Below are 25,045 nucleotides of genomic sequence, written 5' to 3'. Positions count from 1 at the left end.
CCGCGCCGCGCCGTGGGAGGGCGCTGGCGCCGTTGGGCCTGCGGCACCTGTACGTGGCGCGCTGGCGGGCCCCGGGCGGGCGGCGCCGACATGCGATGCGGGCCGCGATGGCGTGGCCTGCATCGCGTTGAACGGATTGATGGTCGTGGCAGGCGGCGAAGATGCGCGCGCTGCGGCCGCGGTATCCACAACCGCTGCGGCCGCCGGTGCATCGACCGCGGCCTCGGGCGGTGCGGTGCCGCTTTCAAAAGGATTGGAGACGGGTGCGCTAGCCGCGGCGGGTGTGTCCACCAGGGTGGCGGTGGAGGGTTCGGTGGGCGCGTCCATGACGACCGCCGGCACGGCGGGCATCGCCGGGCGCGGGCCGTCGTCACCCGGGGTTACCAACGTCCAGCCCACGGCCGCCAGCGCCAGCAGGCCCATGCCGGCCACCACGGCCGCGCGCAGGTGCGCCGATCGCCGCGACTTGCGCGTCGCGGGCGTTGGTTCCGGGTCTGCTAGGATGCGCGCCGGCGGTTGGCCGGGCGCAGGACGTTGAGCTTCGGCACCCGCCATCAGGCTGGGGCGCCGTGGTTTGGCATCGTGCCGATCCACATGGACTCCTTTCCGACCCGGCCGCGCCGGATCAATCGCGATCGCATTCTGGGATGCGGGCGCCACCATCGTCAAATGCCGTCGCCAGGGAAGGTGCCGCGTGATCGCTGTCTGGGTGTTGCTGCTGTTCGTCGCGTTGTCGCTGGTGGCCTGGTGGCTGCTGTTCGACGATGCGCGCGCGCGCGTGGTCGCGCACCTCGCCCGGTGGACGCGCGCGGTGGATGCCCGTGCCGGGCAGGGGTGGTCACGCACCGCGACCGTCGCGCATGCCTCCACGCGCCTGATTTCCGCCGGCACCAGCGCGTGGCTGCGCGTGGTGCACCATTACCGCTGGTGGCTGCTGGGCGCCACGTTGCTGACCAGCGTGCCGCCGCTTGTGATTCTGGTCCTGCGCCAGCGCGTGCAGCTCGACAGCTACGACGCCACCCTGGTGGCCGCGGTAGACGACCGCATCCTCGAACTGCTGCGCGGCGAACGCCTTGCGCCGCCACCACCGTTGCCGCCGGACGTGTTCCTCGCCGCCGAGGCCGAGCTGATCCCGGGCGCGCCGGCGACCGTCGACGGCACCAGCACCGAGCGCATCGCCCCTGAGCGCATCGTCACTGCCGATCGCCGCTGGGAGCGCATCCACCCCGACTTCCAGCAACGCGTGCTGGCGCTGTACCGGGTGATGGAAGAGCAGTACGGCTACCGCATGGTGCTGGTGGAAGGCTTCCGCAGCGCGCAGCGCCAAGCCGAGCTGGCGGCGAAGGGCGCCGGGGTGACCCGTGCCGGCGCGGGCCAGAGCTGCCACCAGTACGGCATGGCGGTCGACAGCGCGTTGTACCGCGACGGCAAGCTGCAATGGGACATGCGCGACCCGTGGGTGCGTCGCGGCTATTTCCTGTATGGCGAACTCGCGCAGCAGGTCGGGCTGGAGTGGGGCGGGAGCTGGCGCTCGATCAAGGACTACGTGCACCTGGAGTGGAAGGCGCCATGTCGCGATGCGCGGCGTGCGGCCCGTGCCTCGGCGGGGTGAAACGCTGGGAATGGCGGGGCGGAAGAGGGGCGGATTTCAGGGCCCCAAGGACCGCCCGGATGATTCGACCCCCGGTTGCTGCTATCGTTCGTCCCCGACGCATGGATTGCGTCCGGCCCCCACGGCCGCCACCACGGAGCACGGTGCATGTCCAAACCCTTCATCGTCCTCGGCGACAAGACCGACCACGGCGGCACGGTGGTGGCGGTGTCTTCGCAGACCTTCATCGACGGCAAACCCGTCGCGCGCCTGGGCGACAAGGTGGTGTGTCCGCAGTGCAAGGGCACTTTCCCCGTTGCCGCTGGTGACCCCACGCTGATCATCGACGGCCAGCCGGTTGCGCGGCACGGCGACAAGACAGCGTGCGGGGCGACGTTGCTGTCGGGGCAGGCGCGGGTGTTTGTCGATGCCGGTGGAAGTTCCCCCAGTAGCGTGCGGGGAGGCAGTGGCGCCACCGGTTCCCCTGGGCTTTTGCGAACAGCGCCGACGGTCGCCCCAGATGGCGAGTATGACGAGGCGTTCGTTCTCCAATCGGAACTGACCGGCGTGCCGCTGGCGAACAGGCGTTATCGAATCATCCGTGAGGGTGGATCCATCGAAACCGGGGTCACGGATGACAATGGCCGGACACACGTGGTCAGGACAGAGAGGCCAGAGCGGGTGGATGTGCAGCTTGAGGAGGAGGCTGTATGAGCGGGCGCGTAATCTCCATCGCACAGGCGACCACGTCGCCAGCGTCGCAGGTGCAACGCAAGGTCGTGTCTGTGAAGGTCTACGTGGATGAAAAGGGTTATGTCCAGAACGCAGGCTTCGTCCTCAAGCCGATTGCGGCATTGGAGAAGGGAACGATGGACGGACCCAAAGCTGTGGTTCTGCACAGAACGGACTCCGGGGGAATTGCGTCACCACTCAAGTCGTTCGAAAGTGGAATCGGAACTCACTTCATCGTGGACAAGGACGGAACGGTCTACCAAGCCGCCAGCCTCCTGAAGAAGACAGCACACGTGGGCAAGATCAAATCCCGATGTTTTGACAGTGGAAGCTGTCCCGTAGACGAAATGAAGAAGATCAAGTCCTGGGGTTGGGCCCCAGCGAAAGTGTATGCCCACGAGAAATCCAAGGACTACCCCGCGCGATATCCCATGAACGAAGACAGCGTGGGCATCGAAACCGTTGCCGATCACGACGGAAAGTCATGGGAAGCACCGACGCCCGCGCAGGCACGCGCCATCCAATCGATCATCCAGATCATCAAGCGGGAGTATGGTCTGGATAACGCAGACATCTATGAACACGACAGAATCTCCTACAAGACACCGGGTGAGGGTGCAGGTTTGTTTGATGCCACTGCTGTCCATCCTCCTTCCGGCATGTAGCCTGGAGCGAGCGAAGCCGGACGTCGGAGCAATCGCAACGACAGCGGTTAGGGAGGCGCGGTACAGCGGTGCCCCCAATGATCCGCTGCAGGCAACTTGCCAGCGGTGGACGCTCACGCCAGCGCAGGTGGAGCGGTTCTTCGCTATCAGCCAGCGCTATTCCGACAGCCCGTACGGTAGTTTCTACCAGTTGCCCTGCGATATCTCTGGAACGATCTTGGTAGAACAGCGCACATGGGAGTTTCAGATCAACGGCGGTGGAACTGCGACGTGGGTGAGAGGTAACGAAGTGCGGCATTGGGGTTGTTCCGCCAAGGAATGTGAGCCACTGGTCCTCCTGCTCACCGATGGAATGAGTGGCGAGTGACACGCGTGCAATAGATTGAATGCGCAATGCGCGCGCGGTGTCGAAACACCAGGTCGTTGTGTTCAGGGATAGAGCAAGGTCAAGGAAGACGAAACGTGATCGCCATGTCGTACATTCGCCCTTTCTTGACGGTCGGCAGCGTTTACCTGCTCTCCGGAGCGGGTGCTGTGTCAGTGTGGCGCGCAACGGGAGCGACCCCGGGCGCCGGCGGCCTGCTGTTGTGGTTGGTGGCCCTGCCTACGGCGATCCTGGGCGCTGCCTGGATGTTCCAAAGGTGGCGGTCTACGCGCTCGTCATCGACCCCATTAGTGTCGACGTCTGAATCGCCGGAAACCGGGGAAGCAACTGACGTTGTGACGGACCAATCCCGTTCCCAACGCCTGGCAGTAGTCGGCGGGACACTTTGGCTGCCCGCTGGACGTGACGCCAACGACATCATCGACGCACTGCGCCGCCATCGCCGCCCAAGCCTGCATGCCACCCTGCGCGACCTGCACGGTTTCCCGGTAACCGTGGCCGACGTCGATGGTCTGGATGAAGCGGATGCCGACTGGGGCGTCGCCCCCGAAACCGAGGTCGACGTTGCCCACCGGCGCGCGCTCGCACTGTTGCGCCCGGTGGCCGAAGAACTGTTGCTCGCGGCGCTACCACCCGATGCCGCGGACACCGTCGACGACCCGTCCATCGCTCATGCGGGCCCCGCCATGCATCCATATGCGATGCACCATTCGCAGTCCGCGCGGGCCCCGGCCGCGCAACAGCGCGCCATGTTGCGCGTCGTGCTGCTGTTGTCCGCCGACTGGCCAGAAACCGCGCGCGAGCATGCCGTGACGCAGCTGCTGACGCTCGCTGATGTGTTGGGTCACGACGTCGACAGCATTGAGGCACATTGTCTCGCCGTGCACCGCGAGGCCGACGCGTGGCAGTGGTTGGCGCAGCAGGCAAGCGTGCTGGTTGACAGCAGCGTGGCAGGCGATCGGCTGATGTTGCTTGCCACGGACTCGCGCGTTTCGGAATCGCACGTCGAGCGTTTGCACAGCGAAGACCGGCTCCTGCGCGCGGGTGCCCCTGAGGGCGAAGTGCCCGGTGAAGGCGCCGCTGGACTCCTGCTGGCCGCGGTACGCCTGCCATCCCTGGTGGACAGCGCTTCGCCCAGTGGCACCGCCGCGCCACTGCCGCACGCCGATCCTTTCAATACGGACGAAGACGCAGCCGTCCACCTGCACCTGCCGCAGGTCGCGCGCGTGAACGCGAACGAGCGCGCCCGCGACGTCGCGCGCACCAGCGGCGACCTGATCGCCCGCGCGCTGGCGCTGGCCGGTTGCGGTGCAACGTCATCGCTGCAAGTGATCACCGGCGCCGACCACCGCCCCAGTCGCATGACCGAGGCCGCTACCGCGCTGGTCGCGCAGCGCCCGGACCTCGATCCGCTGGACGACGCCCTGCACCTGGGCGTGGCTTGCGGCGCGCTGGGCGTAGCCGCGCCGGTAGCGCTGCTGGCGCTGGCCGCGGCGCAGGCGCGGGACACCGCCACGCCAACGCTTGCCTATTCGCTGGCCGATCCTGCTACGCGTGCCGTCGCCGTGCTGTCGCCCGTCGTTTCTGAACCCCGCCCGCCCGCCGACGTCGAGTCGGCGGCATGAACCGCGTTGATGGATTGATGCCGTGATGAGCACCCTCAGGTACTGGTTGAGCGATTACCGCGTACTGGCCGCGCTGGCCCTGGCCGCCACCGCGGCGGTCGCGTACTTCGGCATGGAGAAGCTGGGGCGCGTGGGTTTGCTGCTGGTGCTGCTGCTAGTCCTGCTGGGCGTGACCTGGCTGGTCGTGTGGGCGGTGCGGCGCTTGCGCGCGCGCCGCGCCGCGGCGTCGCTCGAAGCGGTCGTGCAGACGCAGGGCGACCAAGCCGTGGCCAACGCGACGCCGGCAGCGCGTGCCGAAGCCGAGCAACTGCGCGAGCGCATGGGCGAAGCGGTAAAGGCGATCAAGTCGTCCAAGCTCGGCCAGCTCAAGGGCAACGCGGCGCTGTACGAGCTGCCCTGGTACGTGATCATCGGCAACCCGGCGGCGGGCAAGAGCACGGCGATCCTCAACTCCGGGCTGCGGTTCCCGTTCGAGGACAACCGCAGCAACGTCATCCGCGGCCTCGGTGGCACGCGCAACTGCGACTGGTACTTCACCACCGAAGGTATCGTGCTCGACACTGCGGGCCGCTACTCGATCAGCGCCGAAGACCGACTGGAGTGGCTGACTTTCCTCGACCTGCTCAAGCAGCACCGGTCGCGCGCGCCGATCAACGGCATCGTCATCGCCGCCTCCATCGGCGAACTGTCGGGCAGCAAGCCGGAGTTCGCGATCGAGCTGGCCAAGAACCTGCGCCAGCGCGTGCAGGAACTGACCGAACGGCTGGAAGTGTTTGCGCCGGTGTACGTGGTATTCACCAAGGCCGACCTTATCGCCGGCTTCAATGATTTCTTCCGCGGCCTCGACCCGGCCGAGCGCGAGAACGCCTGGGGCGCGACGTTGCCCTACGCGATGGACCGCCCGGGCGAGCCGCGCGTGGACACGGATGCACTGGCCGCCTTCGATCACCACTTCGACCTGCTGGCCGAAGGCCTGCGCGAGATGGGAGTGGCGCAGATGGCGATGCTGCGCGGCCGTGACGTGCCGCCGGGCCTGCTCACCCTGCCGATGGAGTTCGCCGGAATCAAGCCGGCGCTGCGCACGTTCATCGCCACGTTGTTCGAGGAGAACCCGTACCAGTTCAAGCCGGTATTCCGTGGCTTCTACTTCACCAGCGCGCTGCAGGAAGGTGTGGCGGTGCAGCCGGCGTCGGACCGCGTCGCCCGCCAGTTCGCGCTGAACGCGGGGCACGGCCACGCCGAGCGCCTGCCGGTACTGGAAAGCAGTCACTTCCTGCTGGGTCTGTTCCGCAAAGTGATCTTCGCCGACCGCGACCTGGTGCGGCAGTACGCCAGCCCCAAGCGCAACCGCCTGCGCTATGCCGCGTTTGCCGCGGGTGCGGGCGTGCTGGCCTTGGCGCTGGCCGGATGGACGTGGTCGTACACCGGCAACCGCCAGCTGGTGGCCAACGTCACCGCCGACTTCGACAAGGCCGTCGCCCTGCAGCACGAGCGCGTGGATCTGCAATCGCGGATCGAGGCGCTGCTGATCCTGCACGACCGGCTGGCGCAGCTGGACCAGTACCGCAAGGACAACCCGATCTCCCTGGGCCTGGGCCTGTACCAGGGCGAGAGGATCGAGGCCAAGCTGCGCGCCGAGTTCTTCCACGGCATGCGCCAGCTGATGCTGCAGCCGGTCACTGCGCGCCTGGAGGGCTACCTCGGTGATGTGGTCGCGCACCGCGGACAGGTGCGCACGCCAGCCCCCGGCGCCGACATCGCCGGCGCATCCACAGCCGAGGGTCTCGCGGCGACGGGAGCGATGGCTGCATCCGCGACCGCGGATGGCGCGGACGCGTTGTATCGCGAAGCCTCACCGACCGACGCCGAGGACGCGTACAACGCACTCAAGACCTACCTGATGCTCGGCGACCGCAGCCGGGTGGAGGTCAGCCACCTCGACGACCAGCTCACCCGTTTCTGGCGCAGCTGGCTCGAGGCCAACCGCGGCGCCATGCCGCGCGAGGAACTGCTGCGCGCCGCCGGCCGGCTGATGACCACCTACGTGGCGCTGTCGACCGACCCGCAATGGCCGCTGATCGAACCCAAGTTCGGGCTGGTCGACGATGGACGCGAAACCCTGCGTCTGGTGATGAAGGGCACGCCGGCGCGCGACCGCGTCTACGCGCAGATCAAGGCGCGTGCCGCGACCCGCTTCACGCCGGTCACGGTCGCCGGTCTGCTGGGCGAGGATGGCGCGCGCGGCGCGGTGCAGGGCAGCCATTCGGTGCCGGGTACGTTCACCCGCGCCGCGTGGGAAGAGTACGTGCAGGACGCCATCGGCGAGGCCGCCAACGCCGAGCTCAGCAGCACCGACTGGGTGCTAGAGGCCACCGTGCAGGATGACCTGACGCTGGCCGGCAGCCCCGAACACGTGGCGAAGGAACTGACCGCGCTGTACAAGGCCGAGTACGCGCGGCAATGGAGCCAGTTCCTGCAGGGCGTGAGCGTCGCCGAGTTCGGCAGCTTCGAGCAAGCGGCGTTGCAGATGGACCGCATCGGCGACCCGGGCAATTCGCCCCTGCGCAGGCTGTTGGAGGCGGTGAACCGCGAGACGGTGTGGGACAACCCCGCCGCGCAGCGCGGCGGTGAAGGCGGTGGCCTCGTGGCGTGGTTCAACCGCGCGGTACTGGGCCGTACGCCGCAGACCACGGGCGCCGACGGCAAGCCGACGGCGGTGGTGATGGGCCCGATCGGCCGCGAGTTCCAGGGTTTGGCGCGGCTGATGCAGCCGCGCGACGGGCAACCAGCGCTGGCCGATTCCTACTTCAAGGCGCTGGGCAAGCTGCGCAGCCGCCTCAACGCGATCAAGGGCCAGGGCGACCCGGGCCCGGGCGCGCGCAAGCTGATGCAGGAGACGCTGGACGGCAACAGCGGCGAGATCGGCGAGGCCCAGCGCCTGGTCGATGAGCAGATGCTCAACGGCCTGACCGACTCGCAGCGGCAGGCATTGCGTCCGCTGCTGATCCGCCCGGTGGTGCAGGCGTTCGCCGCGCTGGTGCGCCCGGCCGAGGGCGAGCTCAACCGCACGTGGGCGGCGCAGGTGTACCAGCCGTTCGAGCAGGGCATCGGCCGCAAGTACCCGTATGACACGGCGGCCAGCGTCGAGGCCGCGCCAGCCGACGAGGCGCAGATCTTCGGTCCCGACGGCGCCATCGCCCACTTCAGCAGCGAGGCGCTGGGCGCGCTGGTGATCCGCCGCGGCAACACCATGACCCCGCAGCGCTGGGCCGACATCGGCATCAACCTGCGCCCCGAGCTGATGGAAGGCTATGCCGGCTGGGTCGCCCCGGTCGGCGGTCCCGGAGCGACGGCAGGCGGTGGCGGACCGAGCATGGTGTTCGAAATCCGCCCGGGCCCGGCGCTGGGCCGCGAGTACACCATCACCGTTGACGGCCAGCAGTTGCGCTACCGCAACACGCCGGCGACGTGGACTACCTTCACCCTGCCCAACCCGCAGGGCACCCCGGGCGTGCGCATCGAGTCGGTCACCGCCGACGGGCGCAGCGTCGAGGTGTTCAATGCGCCCGGGGTGAAGGGCATGTCGCGGTTGTTCGAAACGGCGCGCACCACGCAGCTGGGTGACCAGCACTACCGCATGGCCATCGGCGATGGCGAGGCGATGGTGAACGTGGAGCTGCGCATCGTCAGCGTCAGCCATGCGCAGGAGCGCCAGACCACCGGCGGCAAGCGCGGCGGGCGCCTGCCGGCATCGGTGGCCGGACTGGTCGCGAACGCGCCGGCCACGGCCTCCGCTGGCGCACCCGCGACCGGCAGTGCGGGCGACACCGCGCCTGGCGGTACTGCGCCGGCCGGCGGGGCTGGTGTCGGTGGCTCCACCGCCATCCCCGCGGGGGCACGTTGATGGCGGTCGTGATCGACACCGTCTGGCCGGTGGGTTACTTCGGCAAGCTGCCAGCCCGCGGTGACTTTGTCCGCGCTGGCGAGCACACGCCGCTGATGCAGCAGCTGGACCGCTGGGCCGAACAGGCCGCGGAACTGCTGGCACGCGATCCCGACTGGAAGCGCACCTACGACATCGCGCCGCCGATGCATTTCGCCTTCCTCGGTTCGCGCAGCCGCAGCGGCGTTGGCGGGCACATGCTCGCCAGCCGCGACGCCTCCGAGCGACGCTTTCCGTTCATGGTGGCGACCCGCTTCGATATTGCCACCCCGTTACCGTTCCTCGCGCGCAGTCCGTTGGCCCTGAGCCGGCCGTGGGGGGGCATGGCGCGGCAGGCGCGCCAGGCGGTGGCCGCCGAGGACCCGGCGCCGATGCTGCGCGAACTGGCTGAGATGCGCGTGTCGCTCAGCGTGGACCCGGCGCATTACGAGGCCCCCTTCATCGACTTCCTCGACCTGCAGGACATCGGGGCGTTGGATGGCCTGCTGCGCGGCGCCGGCCACGACGGCCGGCTGGCGTGGACGTTGCCGGCGCTGGGCCTGCTGCTGCAGCCGGTGCTGACCGGTGGTGGGGCGCAGATCGACAAGGGGCTGTCGCTGCCGCTGCCGCGCGACCCGCTGTACCGCCCGCTGGTCGCCGCGTTCTGGCTGGACCTGCTGGCGGGCTTCCTGGCGCGTGCGGCATTCGAGCTGGTGGTGCTGGTGCCGGACGGACCGAGTCCGCGCTTGGTGGTCGGCTTCAACGGCGCCGACGGTCGCACCCTGCACGCGGCCATGGATCCGCGGGCGGCGGACGACCACCTGATCCGCGTCGACGACGCGGAGTGGGTGGAGGAGCAGGTGGCGGGCGACTACGGACTCAACCGGCTGGCGAGTTTCCTCGACCGCGACGAGCTGTCGCTGCGGGTGGCACGCAAGCTGTTTGGCGAAACGTTTCTGGGGACATGAACATGGGCAAGCGCGTCATCGGTTGGGCAGGCGCGGCGGGCACGGGCCTGCTGCTGGCCGTGATAGGGATAGGGGGCGTGGCGGGGCGGGTACGCGCATCGCAGCAGGTACCCGCGGCAGTTGCCGCAGTGGCTGCCACTTCGGCCCCCGCCGCGCCAGGGCCGCTTCCCGCGGCCGCAGCCAGCCCCGCCGACAAGCCGGTGGTCGTGGCCGGCACGGTGCCCGACGAAGCCACCCGCGTCGCCGTGCTCGCACGGTTGCGCGCGCTGTACGGCGAGGCGCGCGTGGTGGACCGCATCGAGGTCGACAACGTGGTCGCGCCGCCCAATTGGCAGTCGCACGTGGTCAACCTGCTGGGCGATGACCTGCGCCAGGTATCTGGCGGCCAGCTGGAGGTCAACGGCAACGTGGTGCGCGTGCAGGGCGAAGTGGGCAACGAGGCGCAGCGCCAGCAACTGGCCAGCCGCATGTCGACCTCGCTCAACCGCACGTGGACCGTGCACAACGTTCTGCGCGTGGGTGGTTCCAAACAGGCGGTGCTGGACCAGGCGCTGGCCAACCGCACCATCGAGTTCCAGAGTGGCAGCGCCAACCTGACTGCGCAGGGCATCGCCGTGCTGGAGCAGATGGCTGCGGCCATGCGCAGCATCGGCACCGCGCGGGTGCGGATCAGCGGGCACACCGACAACGTCGGCGCGCGCGCGGCCAACGTTACGCTGAGCCAGTCACGTGCAGACGCGGTGCGCCGTTATCTGGAGAGTGCCGGGATCGAGGCGTCGCGCATGACCGTGCAGGGGCTGGGCCCGGACCGCCCGGTGGCCGACAACAGCAGCGCCGACGGTCGCGCACGCAACCGGCGCATCGAGTTCACCGTGCTGTAAGCGCGGCGGTCGACCCGGGTTACTCCAACCCCTCGTCGCGCTCGTCGATATCCAGCAGCTCCTGCATCTGCGCGAGCGTGCTGTCGTCCTTGATCACACGCTTGAGCCACACGTGCAGTGGCATCTCTCCCCAGCGCGCGGCCTTGTCGGCGAGGTAGGCGACCGGGCTGTGCGGCTCGGTGCGGCGGAAGAACTCGGCCACGCGGCGCAACTGGGCGATAGCTTCCTTGCGCGTGGCGATGGCGCCGTTAGGCAATGCGGCTGCGCCAGCGGACACGGCCGCCACGTTCGCCGAATCCAGCGACGCGTCGGCAAACGTATCCGTCGTCGAGGTCGGCAGTTCATCCACCTCGCCGTCGAGCAACACACCCGCCTCGCGTGCGAAGCGCCGCACCACGTCTTCCAGGTGCCCGAGTTGCTCGCGCACCGCGGTGAAGCTGGGGCCATCCATTCCCAGGCGCGCGTCCACCGCCTGCTCCAGCGCCTGCAGTGCGGAGCGGCACGCGGGCAGCGCTTCCACCAGTTGCACGTAGAAGCCATGCGTCGTGGCGCGGCGGGCCGCCTCCAGCGTGGCCAGGGGCGTGCCGTCGTGGTCGTCGCCGCGGCGGGCGCGCGCCGCCTCGAAATCGGCGAGGCCGAAGCGGCCCTGCGGTGCCTGGGTCAACGGCAACTCGCGCATCCACGTCATCGAATGCGCCAGCAGCCAGGTCAGGGTGCCGATGCGCTGCTCGAAGTCGCCGTCGTCGGCCTGCGGGTGCAGACTGTCCCACAGTTCGTCGCACAGGCCGGCCACCAGCCGGTAGCCGTCGGCCAGTCCGGCGAAGCCGTGCAGGCGAGTCTGCGCCTCGGCCCACCACACCGCCAGCTGCAGGTCCTTGCTCTGCGCGCCCAGCAGGTCGCCGCAGCGACGCGCCACCTGTGACCAGTCGGCGGTCTTCAGCTCGGTGACCCATTCGCCCTGTGCCAGCGTGGGATCGTCGGCGCGCCGCGCTTCGCGGATCGCGTCGTAGTCGGAGGAAAACGAGAGGTCGGCGCCCGCAGGCGCAGCCCCGGCCAACGGGGCGAGGAGAACGTCCAGTTCCACGAGTGCAGGTCCGTTGCGTGGTTATGCCGCCATGCTACCACTGCGCCGCGGCGTGGCGGCACCGGCGCTACGGACTGCGCCGCCTCACAACGCGACCACGCGCACCGGAATCGACTTGGCCGCCGGAGTGCCGCTGATCCGGTCGTAGTAGTCCAGCGGCAGCAGCGGGTTGAGCTCGGGGTAGTAGCCGGCCACCGCGCCGCGCGGCATCGGGTAGTCCAGCACGGTCAGGCCATCCACCCGACGACTGCGGCCGTCGGTGCTGATGGTTTCCAGTGCCACCCGCGCCTCGGGCGGCAGGCCGCGCGCGGCGCGGTCCTCGGCGTTCATGAACAGCACCATGCGGTCGTTGTACACGCCCCGGTAGCGGTCGTTGTAGCTGTAGATGGTGGTGTTGAACTGGTCGTGCGACCGCACCGTGGCCAGCCGCAGCATGCCCGGATCGTCCACCGGCGCATTCACGTGCAGACCGGGCAGCGGCAGGAAGTTGGCCTTGCCGTTGGGCGTCTTCCACACCCGCCGGCGTGGCGCCACGTCCAGGTGGAAGCCCTCGGGGTTTTCCATCTTCCGGTTGAAGTCGGCGTAGATCTCCGGGTACACCGCGGCAATCTTGTCGCGGATGGCGTCGTAGTCGTCGATGTAGGCCGCCCAGTCGACCTTGCTGTCGGGCAACGTGGCCATCGCCATGCGGCAGACGATCTCCACCTCCGGCAGCAGGTGTGGGCTGGCCGGCTCCAACACGCCGCGCGAGGCGCTGACGTTGGACATCGAATCCTCGATGGTCACGAACTGCTCGCCCTTGGCGGTGCGCAGCCGTTCGGAGCGCGCCACGACCGGCAGGATCAGCGCGTCCTTGCCATGCACCAGATGGCCGCGATTGAGCTTGGTGGCGATGCCTACGGTCAGTTCCAGCTTGCGCATCGCCTCATAGGCGCGCTCGGTGTCCGGCACCGCGCGCACGAAATTGCCGCCCATGCCGATGAACACCTTGGCAGTGCCGGCCAGCATCGCTTCCACGCTTTCCACCGTGTGGTGACCCCAGTCGCGCGGCGGCTCGAAACCGAACACCTCGCGCACCCGGTCCAGGTAGGCCGCCGATGGGCGCTCATCGATGCCGACGGTGCGGTCGCCCTGCACGTTGGAATGCCCGCGAATCGGCGAAATACCGGCGCCCGGCTTGCCGTAGTTGCCCTTCAGCAACAACAGGCCCGCGACCTGCTGCAGCAGCCGCGAACCCGACTGGTGCTGGGTCAGGCCCATGCCGTAGCAGATGATGGTGGCGTTGGAGCGGATGTAGATCTCGGCGCAGCGGCGGATCTGCGCTTCCTCCAGTCCCGAGACTGCCACGATCTCGCTCCAGTCCTGCGCCAGCACATCCTCGCGGATGGCGTCGATGCCGACGGTGTGCTCGCGGATGAAGTCGTGGTCGAGGACGGTTTCGCCCGCCGCTTCGCGTTCGAACATCACCTTCATCATGCCCTTGATCAGCGCGAGGTCGCCGCCGATCTTGATGTGCACGAACTCGCTGCTGATCGCGGTGGAACCGAAGGTCGCCATCTGCACGATGTCCTGCGGCTCGGTGAAGCGGATCAGCGCGCGCTCCGGCATCGGGTTGACCGCGACGATCGGGATGCCGCGTTTCCGCGCCTCGACCAGGTTGCTCATCATCCGCGGCGCATTGGTGCCGGTGTTCTGGCCGATGACGAAGATCGCCTCGGCGTGCTCGAAGTCCTCCAGCACCACCGTGCCCTTGCCCACGCCAATGGCCGGCGGCAGGCCGCGGCTGGTGGGCTCGTGGCACATGTTGGAGCAGTCCGGGAAGTTGTTGGTGCCAAACTCGCGGACGAAGATCGAGTACAGGAACGCTGCCTCGTTCGGGGTGCGGCCGGAGGTGTAGAACTCGGCCTGGTGCGGGCTGTCCAGCGCCTGCAGGTGGCGGCCGATCAGGGCGAAGGCGTCGTCCCAGCTGCACGGTACGTAATGATCGGTCGCCGCGTCGTAGCGCATCGGCTCGGTCAGCCGGCCCTGCATCTCCAGCCAGTAGTCCGACTGTTCCATCAACGCGCTCACGCTGTGCTGCGCGAAGAACTCGCGGGTCACACGGAACGTGGTGGCCTCGTGCGCCAGCGCTTTGGCGCCGTTCTCGCAGAAGTCGAATTTCTTGCCGCAGGCCTGGTCGGGATAGGCGCAGCTCGGGCATTTGAAGCCGCCCGGTTTGTTCATCACCGCCAGCGCCTTGGAACCCTTCACGATCACGCTCTGTTCCAGCAGCACCTTGGCGGTGGCCGCGGCCGCGCCCCAACCGCCGGCCGGCTGGTCGTAGGGCTGGTAGCGGGGAGGCTTGGGCTGGGTCATGGCGCGCGCATTCCCGGGGGCCGGTGGGTCGGGGCAGTTAAGCACTTTGCACCACCGCGCTCCACCCGCCCGGTCCGTGTCGAAGCGATGGCCACAACGGCGGCGGCGACCGCGCCGCGAGGCGATCCACCGCCTGCCGACCCGCAGGCCATGCTCCCGGACGCCCGTCGCACGCCGGCACCCCCGGCATGCAGTGCATCGCCGAGGTTTGCGCCCTGGCTGTCTACCAGGCGCTGAAACCGCTGGGTCATTACACGCCTCGGCCTCCTGCGGGGGCCGGAGCCGGGGTTCCGGTCGGGTTCGAAACACGGGGAAATGGCGCGCCTGGAGGGATTCGAACCCCCGACCAATGGCTTCGGAAGCCACTACTCTATCCGGCTGAGCTACAGGCGCGTGGTGCTGCATCGCCGTCGGCATTGCACCGGCGGGACGGGCATTCTAGCCGGAAACGCATACGCCTGCCTGCCCTGTCGCCGCGGTCGCCGGGCGCGCAATGCGACAATGCCCCGCTCCGCCGCGCGGCCGCGCGCCCCTTCCGCACACCCCGTCGCCATGGCCTACGAACGCTTCGAAAACCCGAGCACGCCCCGCGCCCCCGCCTGGCGGCGCAAACTGGCGCTGTACTGGCAGTTGGTGCGCGGCGACCGGCCGATCGGCTGGCTGCTGCTGCTGTGGCCCACATGGTGGGCGCTGTGGCTGGCCGCCGATGGCGTGCCGCCGCTGTGGACGCTGTTCGTGTTCAGCGCCGGCGTGTGGTTGACCCGCTCGGCGGGGTGCGTGATCAACGACTACGCCGATCGCTGGCTGGACCCGCATGTGGAGCGCACGCAGGGACGGCCGCTGGCCACCGGCGCGGTAGGCGGACGGGAGGCGCTGGCGGTGTTCGCGGTGCTGATGCTGGTGGCGTTCGCGCTGGTGCTGACCATGAACCGGCTGACGGTGTGGTTGAGCGTGGTGGGCGTGTTCCTCGCCGCCAGTTATCCGTACCTCAAGCGCTACACCTACCTGCCGCAGGTGTACCTGGGCCTGGCCTTCGGCTGGAGCATCCCGATGGCGTTCGCGGCAGTGCAGGGCACGGTGCCGCCGGTGGCGTGGCTGCTGTACTGCGCCAACATCCTGTGGACCACCGCCTACGACACCTGGTACGCGATGGTCGACCGCGAGGACGACCTGAAGATGGGCAGCAAGTCCACCGCGATCCTGTTCGCCGAAATGGACCTGGTGGCGCAGGGCGTGCTGTATGCGCTGGCGTTTGCCGCATTCGCGCTGGTCGGGCACCGCGCCGGCCTAGGGATGTACTGGTGGTTGGGACTGGGCGTGGCGGCGGCGCTGGTGGTGTACGAGTTCGTGATCGCCCGCACCCGCGCGCGCGAGGCGTGCTTCAAGGCGTTCCTGCACAACCACTGGGTGGGCGCGGCGATCTTCGCCGGGCTGGCCTTGGATCGTGCGGTATCTTGAGTGACATCGCCGACGGCAGAGGTGCCCGGCCGCCGGTGGCGTTTCCAGCGCCTGACCCAGCAGGCCCGGACACCCTACAGCGCCCGGGCGCACACCCACGCATCCACGCGGCGCACGCCCGCTTCGCGCAACGCCCAGGCGGCCGCGTGCAGGGTGGCGCCGGTGGTCATCACGTCGTCAACCAGCGCCACGTGCGCCGGTAGCGGACCGCGCGCGACCACCGCAAAGGCGTCGTCGAGGTTGCCTTGGCGGCCTTCCGCATCCAGCCTCGACTGCGGCCGGGTGTGGCGAATGCGCTGCAGCAGCCCATCGCGCAGCGGCACGCCGAGCTGGCGCGCCAGCGGGGCGGCTATCTCGCGGGCCTGGTTGTAGCCACGCTCGCGCAGGCGTCGGCGATGCAGCGGCACCGGGACCAGGGCTTCGGGCAGCGGCTGTTCGGCGAGGGCCTCGGCCATCAATCGCGCCATCAGGCGGCCGGCGGCCAGTTCGCCGTGGAACTTCAGGCGGGGCAGGAGCCGGTCCAGCGGTGCGGCATAGGCGAAGGCGGCGTGGGTGTGGGCGAGCGGCGGGGGCTCGTGTTCGCACAGGGTGCAGGTGGCGCTGTCGCCCTCGGATGCGGCGGGCAGGGGCAGCGCGCAGCGGTGGCAGGCCGGGCCGCTCCACGGCAGTTGCCGATCACAGCCGGCACAAAGGTCGCGGCCGTCCTGGCCGGGGTCGCCGCACAGCAGGCAGCGGGCAGGCCATAGCGCCCCGGCCAAAGGGGCGAGGGACGCGGCCAGCATCCCGCGCAGTGCCGTGAGGCGGTGCAGCGCGCCGTGGGCGTTGGCGGGGCGGCGCGGACCGCCACGGGAGGGGGCGGCCCAAACAACGCCGTGCCGCGACGTGGCACTGTCAACTTTCAAGCGAGCGTTTTGGTTGACAGGGTCGGTCATGCTTTCCAGACTGCCCGCCTTCCCTCGTGCTGTCTGTCAGGCGCCGCCCATGCAAGCTGTCAGTGAAATCCCCGCCGTGCCGTCGGCGCCGCTCCGCCACGACTGGTCCCGTGCCGAGGTCCGCGCGCTGTTCGACCTGCCCTTCCCCGAGCTGCTGCACCGCGCCGCCGGCGTGCACCGCCAGCACTTCGATCCGAGCGAGGTCCAGGTCAGCACACTGTTGTCGGTCAAGACCGGTGGCTGCCCCGAGGACTGCGCCTATTGCCCGCAGGCCCAGCGCTACGACACCGGCGTGGACGCCAGCAAGCTGATGAGCACCGAGGCGGTGCTGGACAAGGCCAAGGCCGCCAAGGCCGCCGGCGCCAGCCGTTTCTGCATGGGCGCGGCGTGGCGCTCGCCGGCCGACCGCGACATTCCCAAGGTTGCCGCGATGATCCGCGAGGTGAAGTCGCTTGGCCTTGAGACCTGCGCCACCCTGGGCATGCTCAGTGGCCCGCAGGCGCAGACCCTGCGCGAGGCCGGGCTGGACTACTACAACCACAACCTCGATACCGCGCCCGACTTCTACAACCAGATCATCCATACCCGCGAATTCCAGGACCGTCTCGACACGCTGGCGCACGTGCGCGACGCGGGCATGAAGACCTGCTGCGGCGGCATCGTCGGCATGGGCGAGAGCCGCGACCAGCGTGCGGGGTTGCTGCAGACGCTGGCCAACCTGCCGGCGCATCCGGACTCGGTGCCGATCAACCGGCTGGTGCAGGTGGAAGGCACACCGCTGGCCGGCACCACCGAACTGGACCCCTTCGAATTTGTGCGTACCATCGCAGTTGCGCGGTTGCTCATGCCGCAGTCTATGGTGCGGTTGTCGGCCGGACGCGAGGCCATGAGCGACGAGTTGCAGGCGCTCTGTTTCCTCGCCGGCGCCAACTCGATCTTTTATGGGGAGAAGCTTTTGACCACCGGTAACCCGGACACCGAACGGGATCTGGCCCTGTTCGCCCGCCTTGGCCTGCGCCCGATGCAGGTCGCGGTGGAGGCGAAGGCCGGCACCGTGCACGCCGACATCATCGAAGGATCGAACCACTACGGCGCGGAAGCCGGCGGCTGCGGCTCCAATTGTTCCTGCGCGGCCTGAGCCATGGCCCGTGCAGTCTGGCGTGACCGCATCCAGGCCGCCCGCGCCCAGCGCGCGGCCCAGCACCGGGTGCGCGAACGCCGCACCGTGACCCATCGCGACGGTGCCCGCTGCGAGGTGGACGGCCGCTGGCTGACCAACTTCTGCGGCAACGATTACCTTGGCCTTTCGCAGCACTTCAAGGTGACCGCGACTCTGGGCGACGTGGCTGCGCGCGAAGGCGCCGGTGGCGTGGCCTCGCACCTGGTCTGCGGCCACCATGCCGCGCACGAGGCGCTGGAGCGCGAACTGGCCGACTGGCTCGGTGCGCCGCGCGCGCTGCTGTTCGGCAGCGGCTACCTGGCCAACCTGGCCGTGGTGCAGGCGCTGCTCGGCGACGAGGACGTGTGCGTGCAGGACCGGCTCAACCACGCCAGCCTGATCGATGCCGCGCGCCTCGCCGGCTGCCGCCTGCGCCGCTACCCGCATGCCGATGCCGAAGGCGCGATCCGCCAGTTGCGCAGCGTGCCGGACGGCATGGCGATGCTGGCCACCGATGGCGTGTTCAGCATGGACGGCGACATCGCGCCGCTGCGCGAGCTGTCGCTGGCCTCGCGCGTGCAGAAGGCACTGATGTACGTCGACGACGCGCACGGCGTGGGCGTCATCGGCCCGGATGGCCGTGGTTCGGTCGCTGCGGCGCGGATGGGCGTGGAGCAGGTGCCGTTGCAGCTGGCCACGCTCGGCAAGGCGCTGGGTGGCTACGGCGCGGCGGTGGTCGGCGATGCCGACCTGATCAACCACCTCGCCGAAACCGCGCGGCCGTACATCTACACCACCGCGCTGCCGCCGGCGCAGGCCGCGGCGTCGCTGGCGGCGGTGAAGCTGGCGCGCACCGAGCACTGGCGGCGCGAGCGCCTGCACGAACTGGCCGTTCGCCTGCGCGAGCGCACCAAGGTGCACGGCTTCAAGCTGCTGCCCTCGGACACGCCGATCCAGCCGTTGGTCTGCGGCGACGAGCGCGTGGCGATGGCGATGGCGCACGCGTTGGAAATGCAGGGCTTCTGGGTGGCGGCGATCCGCCCGCCCACCGTGCCCGAGGGCAGCGCTCGCCTGCGCATCACCCTGTCGGCGCTGCACACCCCGGCCGACGTGGATGCGCTGGTCGAGGCATTGGCGTGGGCGCGCGACGCGGTCGAACACGGCTACGACGCGGTCGCCTGACCGAGGCGTCCGCGATGCTGCGCTGACCCGATCGGCCCCCGCACGCTGTCGCGGGCCACGGGCCGGCGCGTTTCCTTTTCCCGAGGCGTTGCGGCGTTGGCCCGTCACCGCTTCCTGTAGTCAGATGTCGTGATGAACCTGCATATCGAATCCCACGGCCGCGGGCCGTCGCTGGCCCTCGTCCATGGCTGGGCCATGCACGGCGGCTTGTTCATGCCGCTGGTCGAGCGCCTGGCCGACCGCTACACCCTGCACCTGGTCGACTTGCCCGGCCACGGCCATTCCCGCGACTCGACCGCGCCGCTGTCGCCCGAGACGCTGTCGGCCGAACTGGTCGCGCGCGTGCCCGATGCGGTGTGGCTGGGCTGGTCGCTGGGCGGCCAGTTCGCGCTGCGCGCCGCGCTCGACCATCCAGAGGCCGTGCGCGGGGTGGTGCTGGTCGCGTCCTCGCCGCGCTTCGTGACCGGCGAGGACTGGCCGCACGGCGTCGGTCCCGACCTGTTCCGCGATTTCGGCGCGGCGCTGCGTCGTGACTTCCGCGGCACGCTGGAAGGCTTCCTCGCGCTGGAGTCGCTGGGCTCGGCCACCGCGCAGGACGACCTGCGCAACCTCAAGGGCCATGCCTTTGAACGCGGCGAGCCCGCCGAGCGTGCGCTGCAGGAAGGCCTGGCGCTACTCGACCGTGCCGACCTGCGCGAGGACCTGACCCGGCTGAAGGTGCCCAGCCTGTGGATTTCCGGGCGTCGCGACCGGCTGGTGCCCGCTGGCGCGATGCCGGCTGCCGCCAAGCTGGCGCACGCCGCGCGCAGTGTGGTGATCGCCAATGCCGGCCACGCACCGTTCCTCAGTGCCACGGCGCAGGTGGCCGAGGAGATCGACCAATTCATGCAGGCGCTGCCGGCGCTTCCGGGCGACAATAGCCCCCAGGCCGGCTAGGCGCCGGTATCCCCCGCCACGGACGACGGCGCGTGGTGCCCTCCCTGCACCGCCGCCTGCGCGATGGAACGCGCCGCAGGACTGCCATGACCGAACTGTTCGACCATCGCCAGGTGCGCCGCAGCTTCTCGCGCGCCGCGCAGCACTACGACGCCGCCGCCGCGTTGCAGCGCGAAGTGGGCGCCCGCCTGTCCGAATCGCTGGACTACTACGAGGACGCCTCGCGCAATGCGCCGTCGCCGCAGGTCATCGTCGACCTGGGCTGCGGCCCGGGTCATGCCGCCGCAGCCATGCAGAAGCGCTGGCCGAAGGCGCAGGTGATCGCGCTCGACCTGGCGATCGGCATGCTGCGGCAGACCCGCGCCAATACCGCCGGCCGCCTGCCGGCGTTCCTCGACTTTGCCCGCCGTCCCGAGCCGGTGTGCGCCGACGTGGCGCGATTGCCGTTGCGCGATGCCAGCGTCGACATCCTCTACTCCAACCTGTGCCTGCAGTGGCTGGACGACCTGCCTGCGGTGTTCGCCGGGTTCCGCCGCGCGCTCAAGCCGGGCGGGATGCTGCTGGTGTCGACCTTCGGCCCGGACACGCTGTTCGAGCTGCGCGGCGCGTTTTCCGAAGCCGATGCCGCGCCGCACGTCAGCCTGTTCCCGTCGATCGCGCAGTTCGGCGACGCGCTGATCGCCGCCGGCTTCAAGGATCCGGTGCTGGACCGTGACGAGTTCACCGCGCGCCACGACGACATGGCGCTGCTGATGCGCGAGCTGCGCACGCTCGGTGCAACCAACGCCATGCAGGAGCGCCGCCGCGCACTCACCGGACGCGCGCGCTTTGCCCGCGCCGCGCAGGCCTACGAGCAACTGCGCGGCGAGGACGGCAAGCTGCCGGCCACGTGGGAAGTGATCTATGCCCACGCCTGGGGCCCGCCGCCCGGCGCGCCGATCCGCGTCGGCGGCGTGGACGAGGTGCAGGTGCCGGTGTCGGCCATCAAGGTGAGGAAGCGCGGATGAAGCAGCCGGGTTGCGTGCTGGCGATGCGCGGGCGTCCCGCCCCGATTCAATGTGCCGTGGCGAGGTGCGAGTCGTGACCGCAGGCGCAGGCAAGGCCAGTCGCGTCGCGCTGTGGGCGGTGGCCATCGCCTTGCTGTCGGCGCTGTTCTTCACCTGCACCTACGTGCTCAACCGCGCGGCCGCCACCGGTGGCGGCCACTGGGCGTGGACCGCCAGCCTGCGCTACCTGATCACCCTGCCGCTGATGCTGTTGGTGATGCCGTGGCAGGGCGGCATCCGGCCGGTGTGGCGGGCGATACGCGCGCACCCGGGGCCGTGGCTGGGCTGGAGCGCGCTGGGCTTCGTCGGCTTCTACCTGCTGCTCAGTTACGCCGCCGCCAGTGGGCCGTCGTGGCTGGTGGCGGGCACGTTCCAGCTCACCGTGATCGCCGGGATGCTCTGTGCGCCGTTCCTGTACCGCGATGCGCGCGCGAAAGTGCCGATGCCGGCGCTGGCGGTCGGCGCGCTGATCGTGGCGGGCGTGCTGATGATGCAGGTCGGCCACGGCGATGGCCTCGACGTGGACGGCTGGATCGCGCTGCTGTGCGTGGCGGTGTCGGCCTTCGCCTACCCGCTGGGCAACCGCGGCCTGTTGCTGCATCTGGAGCGGGTGGGCATCGAGCTCAACGCCACCCAGCGGGTGTTCGGCATGACCCTGGCCAGCCAGCCGCTGTGGCTGCTGGTCGCGGCGTTCGCGTGGCAGCAGGCGGGTGCGCCGCCGATGGGCCAGGTGTGGCTGGCGGCAGGCGTCGCGCTGGGCGCGGGCATCATCGCCACGGTGCTGTTCTTCCAGGCCACCGGCATGGTGCGCAACGACCCGACCGCGCTGGCCGCGGCCGAGGCGATGCAGGCGGCCGAGCTGCTCTTCGCCACGCTGATCGGCGTGTTGTGGCTGGGGGAAGTCTGGCCGCAGGGTCGCGCATTGTGGGGCGCGGTGGTGGTGGTCGTCGGCATCGTGGCCTTCAGCGTGGTGGCCGCGCGGAGCGCCGCGGGCAACCGCACGGCGACCGAGGCCTTGCAGGGCGACCACGGCGCCTAGGCGTCGCCACTCAACGCCGCGCCGGCTCCACCTGGAAGATGACGCGCCCGCGGTAGGGCGTGCCCAGTGCGGTGGCACGGTACCCCAATGCGTCGATGCGCGCGCGGAACTCTTCCCAGCGCGCCTGCTTGCACACCCACACCACGTGCGGTTCGTGCTCGGCGAGCTCGCGCGCGAGGTCGGTGTCGTTGACGGGGTTGAAGCGCGCCTGGGGTTGCGGGTCCAGCGCGACCTTCTCGATTTCCGCCCCCAGGTGCAGGTGCAGGCCGTAGCGCGTCATGTCCTCGAGGAAGGCCACTTCCTGCACCGGGCCGTGGCTGCGTGCGCGGATCGCGTCCGCCCATTCGGCCGCGTTCTTGTGCGTGGGCCACAGCGCGGCGCCGAGTTTCAGCGCCAGCAGCACGCCAGCCCACGCCGCCAACCACGGCCAGCGTGGCAGGCCACGTCCTTCCGACGTGCGTTGCGCCGTGATCGCCAGCGCGATCGGCACGAACAGCGGCAGCAGGTACAGCGGCATCCGCGACTTGGACAGGCAGAACACCAGCAACGGCAGCAGGATCCACAGCGCCAACAGCAGCGCCGGCGCGTCTTCGCCGCGTGTGGCCCGATCACGGTGCCAGCGCCGCAGTTGCGCCGGCAACGACCGCAGCCAACGCCACAACGGCGCGCTCCACGGCAGCGTGCCGATCAGCAGCGTGGGCAGGTACACCTGCAGCCAGCCATACCACTCGCCATGGCGGCCGAACTCGTTGGTGGTGACGCGGTTCACCACCTCGTCACCGATGAAGTACTCGAACAGTCCCGGATGGTTGAGTACCACCGCCACGTACCACGGCAACGCCAGCAGCACGAACAACCCCAGCCCCCACCAATGCAGGGTGCGCCGGCGCCGTTCGCGCGGCAGCAGCAGGTTGAACGCAAAGACCACCAACAACGGCAACAGTGCCGGCGGACCCTTGGTCAGGAACGCCAGCGCGAACGCCACCCACATCAGTGCGACCCAGCCCAGTCCCACGCGATCGCGCGCTGCGGTACCCACGCGCCACTGCGCTTCGACGAATGCGTACAGCGCCAGCGTCTCGAACGCGGCCAGCAGGTAGTCGGTGGTGATCAGCTGCGAGGCGCCCAGTGGCAGCAGCATGGTCGCGTAGACCACGGCCGCCTGGTGTTGCGTGCCCGGCATCATCCGCCGTGCCAGCCGCCACACCAGCCACACCGACAGCAGGTAGGCCAGCGCTGCCGGCAGCCGTGCCGCCCACGGGTTGTGCCCGAACACCGCGACGCTGGAGGCGATCGCCCAGTAGGTCAGCGGTGGCTTGGTCCAGTGCCCGACTTCGTGGTGGCGGCGCGGGTTGAGCCAGTCGCCGCTGTCGAGCATGTTGAGCGCGACGTTGGTGTAGCGGCCCTCGTCCGGATCCCAGATGCCGCGGCTGCCGAGAAAACCAAAGGCCAGCGCCAGCACCAGCGCGCAGATCCAGAATCCCGGCGTACGCAACAATCGTGGCATGGCAGGCCCGCACAGTGGAATGCGTGGACTCTACCTGACCGGCGGTGGCGGTTTATTGACCGCCACGCCCCCCCCTTCAGAGCATGCGGCGCAAGGTGTCGTCGCGACGCACCAGGTGGTGGTAGAGCGCGGCCACCACGTGCAGGCCAATCACCCAGTAGAAGATCTCGCCGATCTCGCCATGCAGGTCCTCGAGCTGGTGCGCGAGGTCCTCGTTGGGGGCCAGCAGCGACGGCAACGCGATCTGGGTGAAGGGTACGTACAGCGTCTTGTCGTCGGTCCATGCCGTGGCCAGGCCCAGCAGCGGCATCACCAGGATGAAGGTGTACAGCGCCAGGTGCAGCAGCTTGGATGGCACGGCCTGCCAGGCAGGGATCGCGGGGGTGATCGGCGGCACGGTGGCGCGCACGCGCAGGGCGACGCGCCACAGCGCCAGCGCGAAGATCGTCAGGCCGGTCCAGAAGTGCGCCTGCACCATCGCCGCGCGCTCCGGCGTGCCGCGCGCAAACAGCCCGCGCTGCTCGATGAACAGGTACGCGGCCAGCACCAGCAGCGCGACCAGCCAGTGCAGGTGACGCAGGCCGGCGGCATAACGCGGACGGGGCAAGGTATTCATCGGTAACGGCTCCGAAGGCAGCCGGCAGGTCCGGCGTTTTTATCGTGTAACGGGCAGGGTGAGGCACGGTTGACCGGCGTCAAGAAAACGGCCGGCCGCCTCAAGTCTCAATGGACCTGGGCGATCCATTCCTCGAGGTTGTAGTAGTTGGTTACGCGGCGGATGCGCCCGTCGTGCACTTCGAAGAACGCGCCGCCGGGCAGCACGTACGTTTGGCCATGCGCCTCCGGCAGGCCCGGGTCGCTGGCGAGGTAGGTTCCGTGCACCACGTATTCGGCGGCCGCGCGGGAGCCATCAGGCGAGGTCATGACCACGATGTCGCGAAGCTGCTCGCGGTAGCTGGCCTCCATCCGCGCGAGGAAGCGCGCGAAGGCGGCCTTGCCGGTTTCGCGCGGGCCCTGGTTGAGATCGTGCACGACGTCGTCGTCGAGCAGCGCCAGCATCGCTTCCCAATCGCCGCGGTTGAACGCCGCGTAGTAGTCCAGTACCACCTCGGTGGCGCGGTCGTTGCTGCGGGTGCCGTCGATCTTCATGGGGCCTCCTCGGCGCCGAGGGCGAACAGGGCGGGTAGCGCGTCCAGGTCGACGTTGCCGCCCGACAGGATGATACCCACGCGCTGCCCGGCGAAGGCATCCGGGTGGGCCAGCACGATGGCCAGGGCCACCGCCGACGACGGTTCCACCAGCAGCTTGGTGCGTTGCCACAGCAGGCGCATAGCGGCCACCACCTGCGCGTCGGTGGCGGTGAGCACCTGCACGCCGTGTCGCTGCAGCAGGGCGAAGTTGGGTGCGCCCAGGGTGCCGCGCAGGCCGTCGCACACGGTGTTGGGGGTGAACTCGGTGACGCGCTCGCCGCGCTGCAGCGAGGCAAAGGTTTCCGCGGCGCCCGCCGGTTCGGCACCCACCACCCGGCAGCCGGGCGCGCGCCCCGCGGCAGCGATGGCGGTGCCGCCGATCAGGCCG

General features: G+C 69.6%; 21 protein-coding genes, 1 tRNA gene and 1 pseudogene. 14 read left to right on the top strand and 9 right to left on the bottom strand.

Annotated elements, in window-relative coordinates; translation table 11 throughout:
• Nucleotides 1-594, bottom strand: a pseudogene (locus N800_RS13080) (hypothetical protein); the annotation flags it as partial.
• Nucleotides 595-694: 100 nt separating this feature from the next.
• Here N800_RS13080 and N800_RS13075 point away from each other — a divergent pair.
• The 8 genes from N800_RS13075 to N800_RS13045 all read left to right on the top strand — a co-directional run bounded on the left by N800_RS13075 (nt 695) and on the right by N800_RS13045 (nt 10,769).
• The gene (locus N800_RS13075; protein WP_036139467.1) at nt 695-1,612 is read left to right on the top strand and encodes a M15 family metallopeptidase; all 918 of its coding nucleotides are present in this window, start codon (nt 695-697) and stop codon (nt 1,610-1,612) included.
• A gap of 147 nt (nt 1,613-1,759) precedes the next feature.
• Nucleotides 1,760-2,305 carry a PAAR domain-containing protein gene (locus tag N800_RS15705; RefSeq protein ID WP_084087662.1) on the top strand — a complete coding sequence of 182 codons (546 nt, stop codon included), beginning with the start codon at nt 1,760-1,762 and terminating at the stop codon, nt 2,303-2,305.
• Nucleotides 2,302-2,988, top strand: a complete 687-nt coding sequence (locus tag N800_RS13065) for a peptidoglycan recognition protein family protein (protein WP_036139465.1) — start codon at nt 2,302-2,304, stop codon at nt 2,986-2,988. The genes N800_RS15705 and N800_RS13065 overlap by 4 nt, the downstream gene beginning before the upstream one ends.
• The gene (locus tag N800_RS15960; RefSeq protein ID WP_156963000.1) at nt 2,954-3,355 is read left to right on the top strand and encodes a hypothetical protein; all 402 of its coding nucleotides are present in this window, start codon (nt 2,954-2,956) and stop codon (nt 3,353-3,355) included. Before N800_RS13065 ends, N800_RS15960 begins: the two co-directional genes overlap by 35 nt.
• 353 nt (nt 3,356-3,708) lie before the next feature.
• A complete protein-coding gene (locus tag N800_RS13060; RefSeq protein ID WP_036139461.1) occupies nt 3,709-4,998 on the top strand; it encodes a hypothetical protein in 1,290 nt (429 codons plus the stop codon).
• Nucleotides 4,999-5,023: 25 nt separating this feature from the next.
• Nucleotides 5,024-8,902, top strand: a complete 3,879-nt coding sequence (gene tssM, locus N800_RS13055) for a type VI secretion system membrane subunit TssM (RefSeq protein ID WP_052108244.1) — start codon at nt 5,024-5,026, stop codon at nt 8,900-8,902.
• Complete coding sequence (gene tagF / locus N800_RS13050; RefSeq protein WP_036139459.1) at nt 8,902-9,888, top strand: type VI secretion system-associated protein TagF; 987 nt, start codon at nt 8,902-8,904, stop codon at nt 9,886-9,888. The genes tssM and tagF overlap by 1 nt, the downstream gene beginning before the upstream one ends.
• On the top strand, nt 9,885-10,769 hold the full coding sequence (locus N800_RS13045; protein WP_156962999.1) for an OmpA family protein: 885 nt from the start codon (nt 9,885-9,887) through the stop codon (nt 10,767-10,769). The genes tagF and N800_RS13045 overlap by 4 nt, the downstream gene beginning before the upstream one ends.
• Before the next feature lie 19 nt (nt 10,770-10,788).
• Here N800_RS13045 and tssA read toward each other — a convergent pair whose 3' ends face one another.
• From tssA to N800_RS13030, 3 genes are all read right to left on the bottom strand, one after another.
• A complete protein-coding gene (tssA, locus tag N800_RS13040) occupies nt 10,789-11,853 on the bottom strand; it encodes a type VI secretion system protein TssA (RefSeq protein WP_036139454.1) in 1,065 nt (354 codons plus the stop codon).
• An 84-nt stretch (nt 11,854-11,937) separates the two neighbouring features.
• The gene (locus N800_RS13035) at nt 11,938-14,208 is read right to left on the bottom strand and encodes an FdhF/YdeP family oxidoreductase (protein ID WP_036139452.1); all 2,271 of its coding nucleotides are present in this window, start codon (nt 14,206-14,208) and stop codon (nt 11,938-11,940) included.
• Nucleotides 14,209-14,524: 316 nt separating this feature from the next.
• Nucleotides 14,525-14,601 (bottom strand) — tRNA-Arg (locus N800_RS13030).
• A 159-nt stretch (nt 14,602-14,760) separates the two neighbouring features.
• Here N800_RS13030 and ubiA point away from each other — a divergent pair.
• Complete coding sequence (gene ubiA / locus N800_RS13025) at nt 14,761-15,666, top strand: 4-hydroxybenzoate octaprenyltransferase (protein ID WP_036139449.1); 906 nt, start codon at nt 14,761-14,763, stop codon at nt 15,664-15,666.
• 74 nt (nt 15,667-15,740) lie between these two features.
• Here the strand turns inward: ubiA and N800_RS13020 are convergent, their stop codons facing one another.
• Nucleotides 15,741-16,448: a ComF family protein gene (locus N800_RS13020; protein ID WP_052108246.1), complete on the bottom strand. Its 708-nt coding sequence runs from the start codon at nt 16,446-16,448 to the stop codon at nt 15,741-15,743.
• A 199-nt stretch (nt 16,449-16,647) separates the two neighbouring features.
• On the opposite strand from N800_RS13020, the gene bioB reads away from it, so the two are divergent.
• The 5 genes from bioB (at nt 16,648) to N800_RS12995 (ending at nt 21,960) form a co-directional block, all read left to right on the top strand.
• Nucleotides 16,648-17,736 carry a biotin synthase BioB gene (gene bioB, locus N800_RS13015; protein ID WP_036139447.1) on the top strand — a complete coding sequence of 363 codons (1,089 nt, stop codon included), beginning with the start codon at nt 16,648-16,650 and terminating at the stop codon, nt 17,734-17,736.
• A gap of 3 nt (nt 17,737-17,739) precedes the next feature.
• Nucleotides 17,740-18,939 carry an 8-amino-7-oxononanoate synthase gene (gene bioF / locus N800_RS13010; RefSeq protein WP_036139445.1) on the top strand — a complete coding sequence of 400 codons (1,200 nt, stop codon included), beginning with the start codon at nt 17,740-17,742 and terminating at the stop codon, nt 18,937-18,939.
• A 138-nt stretch (nt 18,940-19,077) separates the two neighbouring features.
• Nucleotides 19,078-19,875, top strand: coding sequence for a pimeloyl-ACP methyl ester esterase BioH (bioH, locus tag N800_RS13005; protein ID WP_052108245.1), 798 nt, complete (start codon nt 19,078-19,080; stop codon nt 19,873-19,875).
• Nucleotides 19,876-19,961: 86 nt separating this feature from the next.
• Nucleotides 19,962-20,882, top strand: a complete 921-nt coding sequence (gene bioC, locus N800_RS13000) for a malonyl-ACP O-methyltransferase BioC (RefSeq protein ID WP_036139443.1) — start codon at nt 19,962-19,964, stop codon at nt 20,880-20,882.
• A 73-nt stretch (nt 20,883-20,955) separates the two neighbouring features.
• On the top strand, nt 20,956-21,960 hold the full coding sequence (locus N800_RS12995) for a multidrug resistance efflux transporter family protein (protein WP_232227658.1): 1,005 nt from the start codon (nt 20,956-20,958) through the stop codon (nt 21,958-21,960).
• A gap of 10 nt (nt 21,961-21,970) precedes the next feature.
• Here the strand turns inward: N800_RS12995 and N800_RS12990 are convergent, their stop codons facing one another.
• The 4 genes from N800_RS12990 to N800_RS12975 form a co-directional block, all read right to left on the bottom strand.
• Nucleotides 21,971-23,467, bottom strand: coding sequence for an ArnT family glycosyltransferase (locus N800_RS12990; protein ID WP_036139440.1), 1,497 nt, complete (start codon nt 23,465-23,467; stop codon nt 21,971-21,973).
• A gap of 76 nt (nt 23,468-23,543) precedes the next feature.
• On the bottom strand, nt 23,544-24,083 hold the full coding sequence (locus tag N800_RS12985; RefSeq protein ID WP_036139438.1) for a cytochrome b: 540 nt from the start codon (nt 24,081-24,083) through the stop codon (nt 23,544-23,546).
• 107 nt (nt 24,084-24,190) lie between these two features.
• Nucleotides 24,191-24,616: a nuclear transport factor 2 family protein gene (locus N800_RS12980; protein ID WP_036139435.1), complete on the bottom strand. Its 426-nt coding sequence runs from the start codon at nt 24,614-24,616 to the stop codon at nt 24,191-24,193.
• On the bottom strand, nt 24,613-25,045 hold a 433-nt coding region (locus N800_RS12975; protein WP_036139432.1), incomplete at its 5' end, for a pyridoxal-phosphate dependent enzyme. The genes N800_RS12980 and N800_RS12975, both read right to left, overlap by 4 nt.

It is taken from the genome of Lysobacter daejeonensis GH1-9, from assembly GCF_000768355.1.
GTDB lineage: Bacteria > Pseudomonadota > Gammaproteobacteria > Xanthomonadales > Xanthomonadaceae > Aerolutibacter > Aerolutibacter daejeonensis.
Note: the sequence above shows the minus strand (reverse complement) of the source record. Positions and strands in the feature narration are given on the sequence as shown.

Coding starts and splice junctions, on each gene's coding strand:
- N800_RS15705 (WP_084087662.1), top strand. CDS start 1,760: ATGTCCAAACCCTTCATCGTCCTCGGCGACAAGACCGACCACGGCGGC.
- N800_RS13065 (WP_036139465.1), top strand. CDS start 2,302: ATGAGCGGGCGCGTAATCTCCATCGCACAGGCGACCACGTCGCCAGCG.
- N800_RS15960 (WP_156963000.1), top strand. CDS start 2,954: ATGCCACTGCTGTCCATCCTCCTTCCGGCATGTAGCCTGGAGCGAGCG.
- tssM (WP_052108244.1), top strand. CDS start 5,024: ATGAGCACCCTCAGGTACTGGTTGAGCGATTACCGCGTACTGGCCGCG.
- tagF (WP_036139459.1), top strand. CDS start 8,902: ATGGCGGTCGTGATCGACACCGTCTGGCCGGTGGGTTACTTCGGCAAG.
- N800_RS13045 (WP_156962999.1), top strand. CDS start 9,885: ATGAACATGGGCAAGCGCGTCATCGGTTGGGCAGGCGCGGCGGGCACG.
- N800_RS13035 (WP_036139452.1), bottom strand. CDS start 14,208: ATGACCCAGCCCAAGCCTCCCCGCTACCAGCCCTACGACCAGCCGGCC.
- ubiA (WP_036139449.1), top strand. CDS start 14,761: ATGGCCTACGAACGCTTCGAAAACCCGAGCACGCCCCGCGCCCCCGCC.
- N800_RS13020 (WP_052108246.1), bottom strand. CDS start 16,448: ATGCTGGCCGCGTCCCTCGCCCCTTTGGCCGGGGCGCTATGGCCTGCC.
- bioB (WP_036139447.1), top strand. CDS start 16,648: ATGCAAGCTGTCAGTGAAATCCCCGCCGTGCCGTCGGCGCCGCTCCGC.
- bioF (WP_036139445.1), top strand. CDS start 17,740: ATGGCCCGTGCAGTCTGGCGTGACCGCATCCAGGCCGCCCGCGCCCAG.
- bioC (WP_036139443.1), top strand. CDS start 19,962: ATGACCGAACTGTTCGACCATCGCCAGGTGCGCCGCAGCTTCTCGCGC.
- N800_RS12990 (WP_036139440.1), bottom strand. CDS start 23,467: ATGCCACGATTGTTGCGTACGCCGGGATTCTGGATCTGCGCGCTGGTG.
- N800_RS12985 (WP_036139438.1), bottom strand. CDS start 24,083: ATGAATACCTTGCCCCGTCCGCGTTATGCCGCCGGCCTGCGTCACCTG.
- N800_RS12980 (WP_036139435.1), bottom strand. CDS start 24,616: ATGAAGATCGACGGCACCCGCAGCAACGACCGCGCCACCGAGGTGGTA.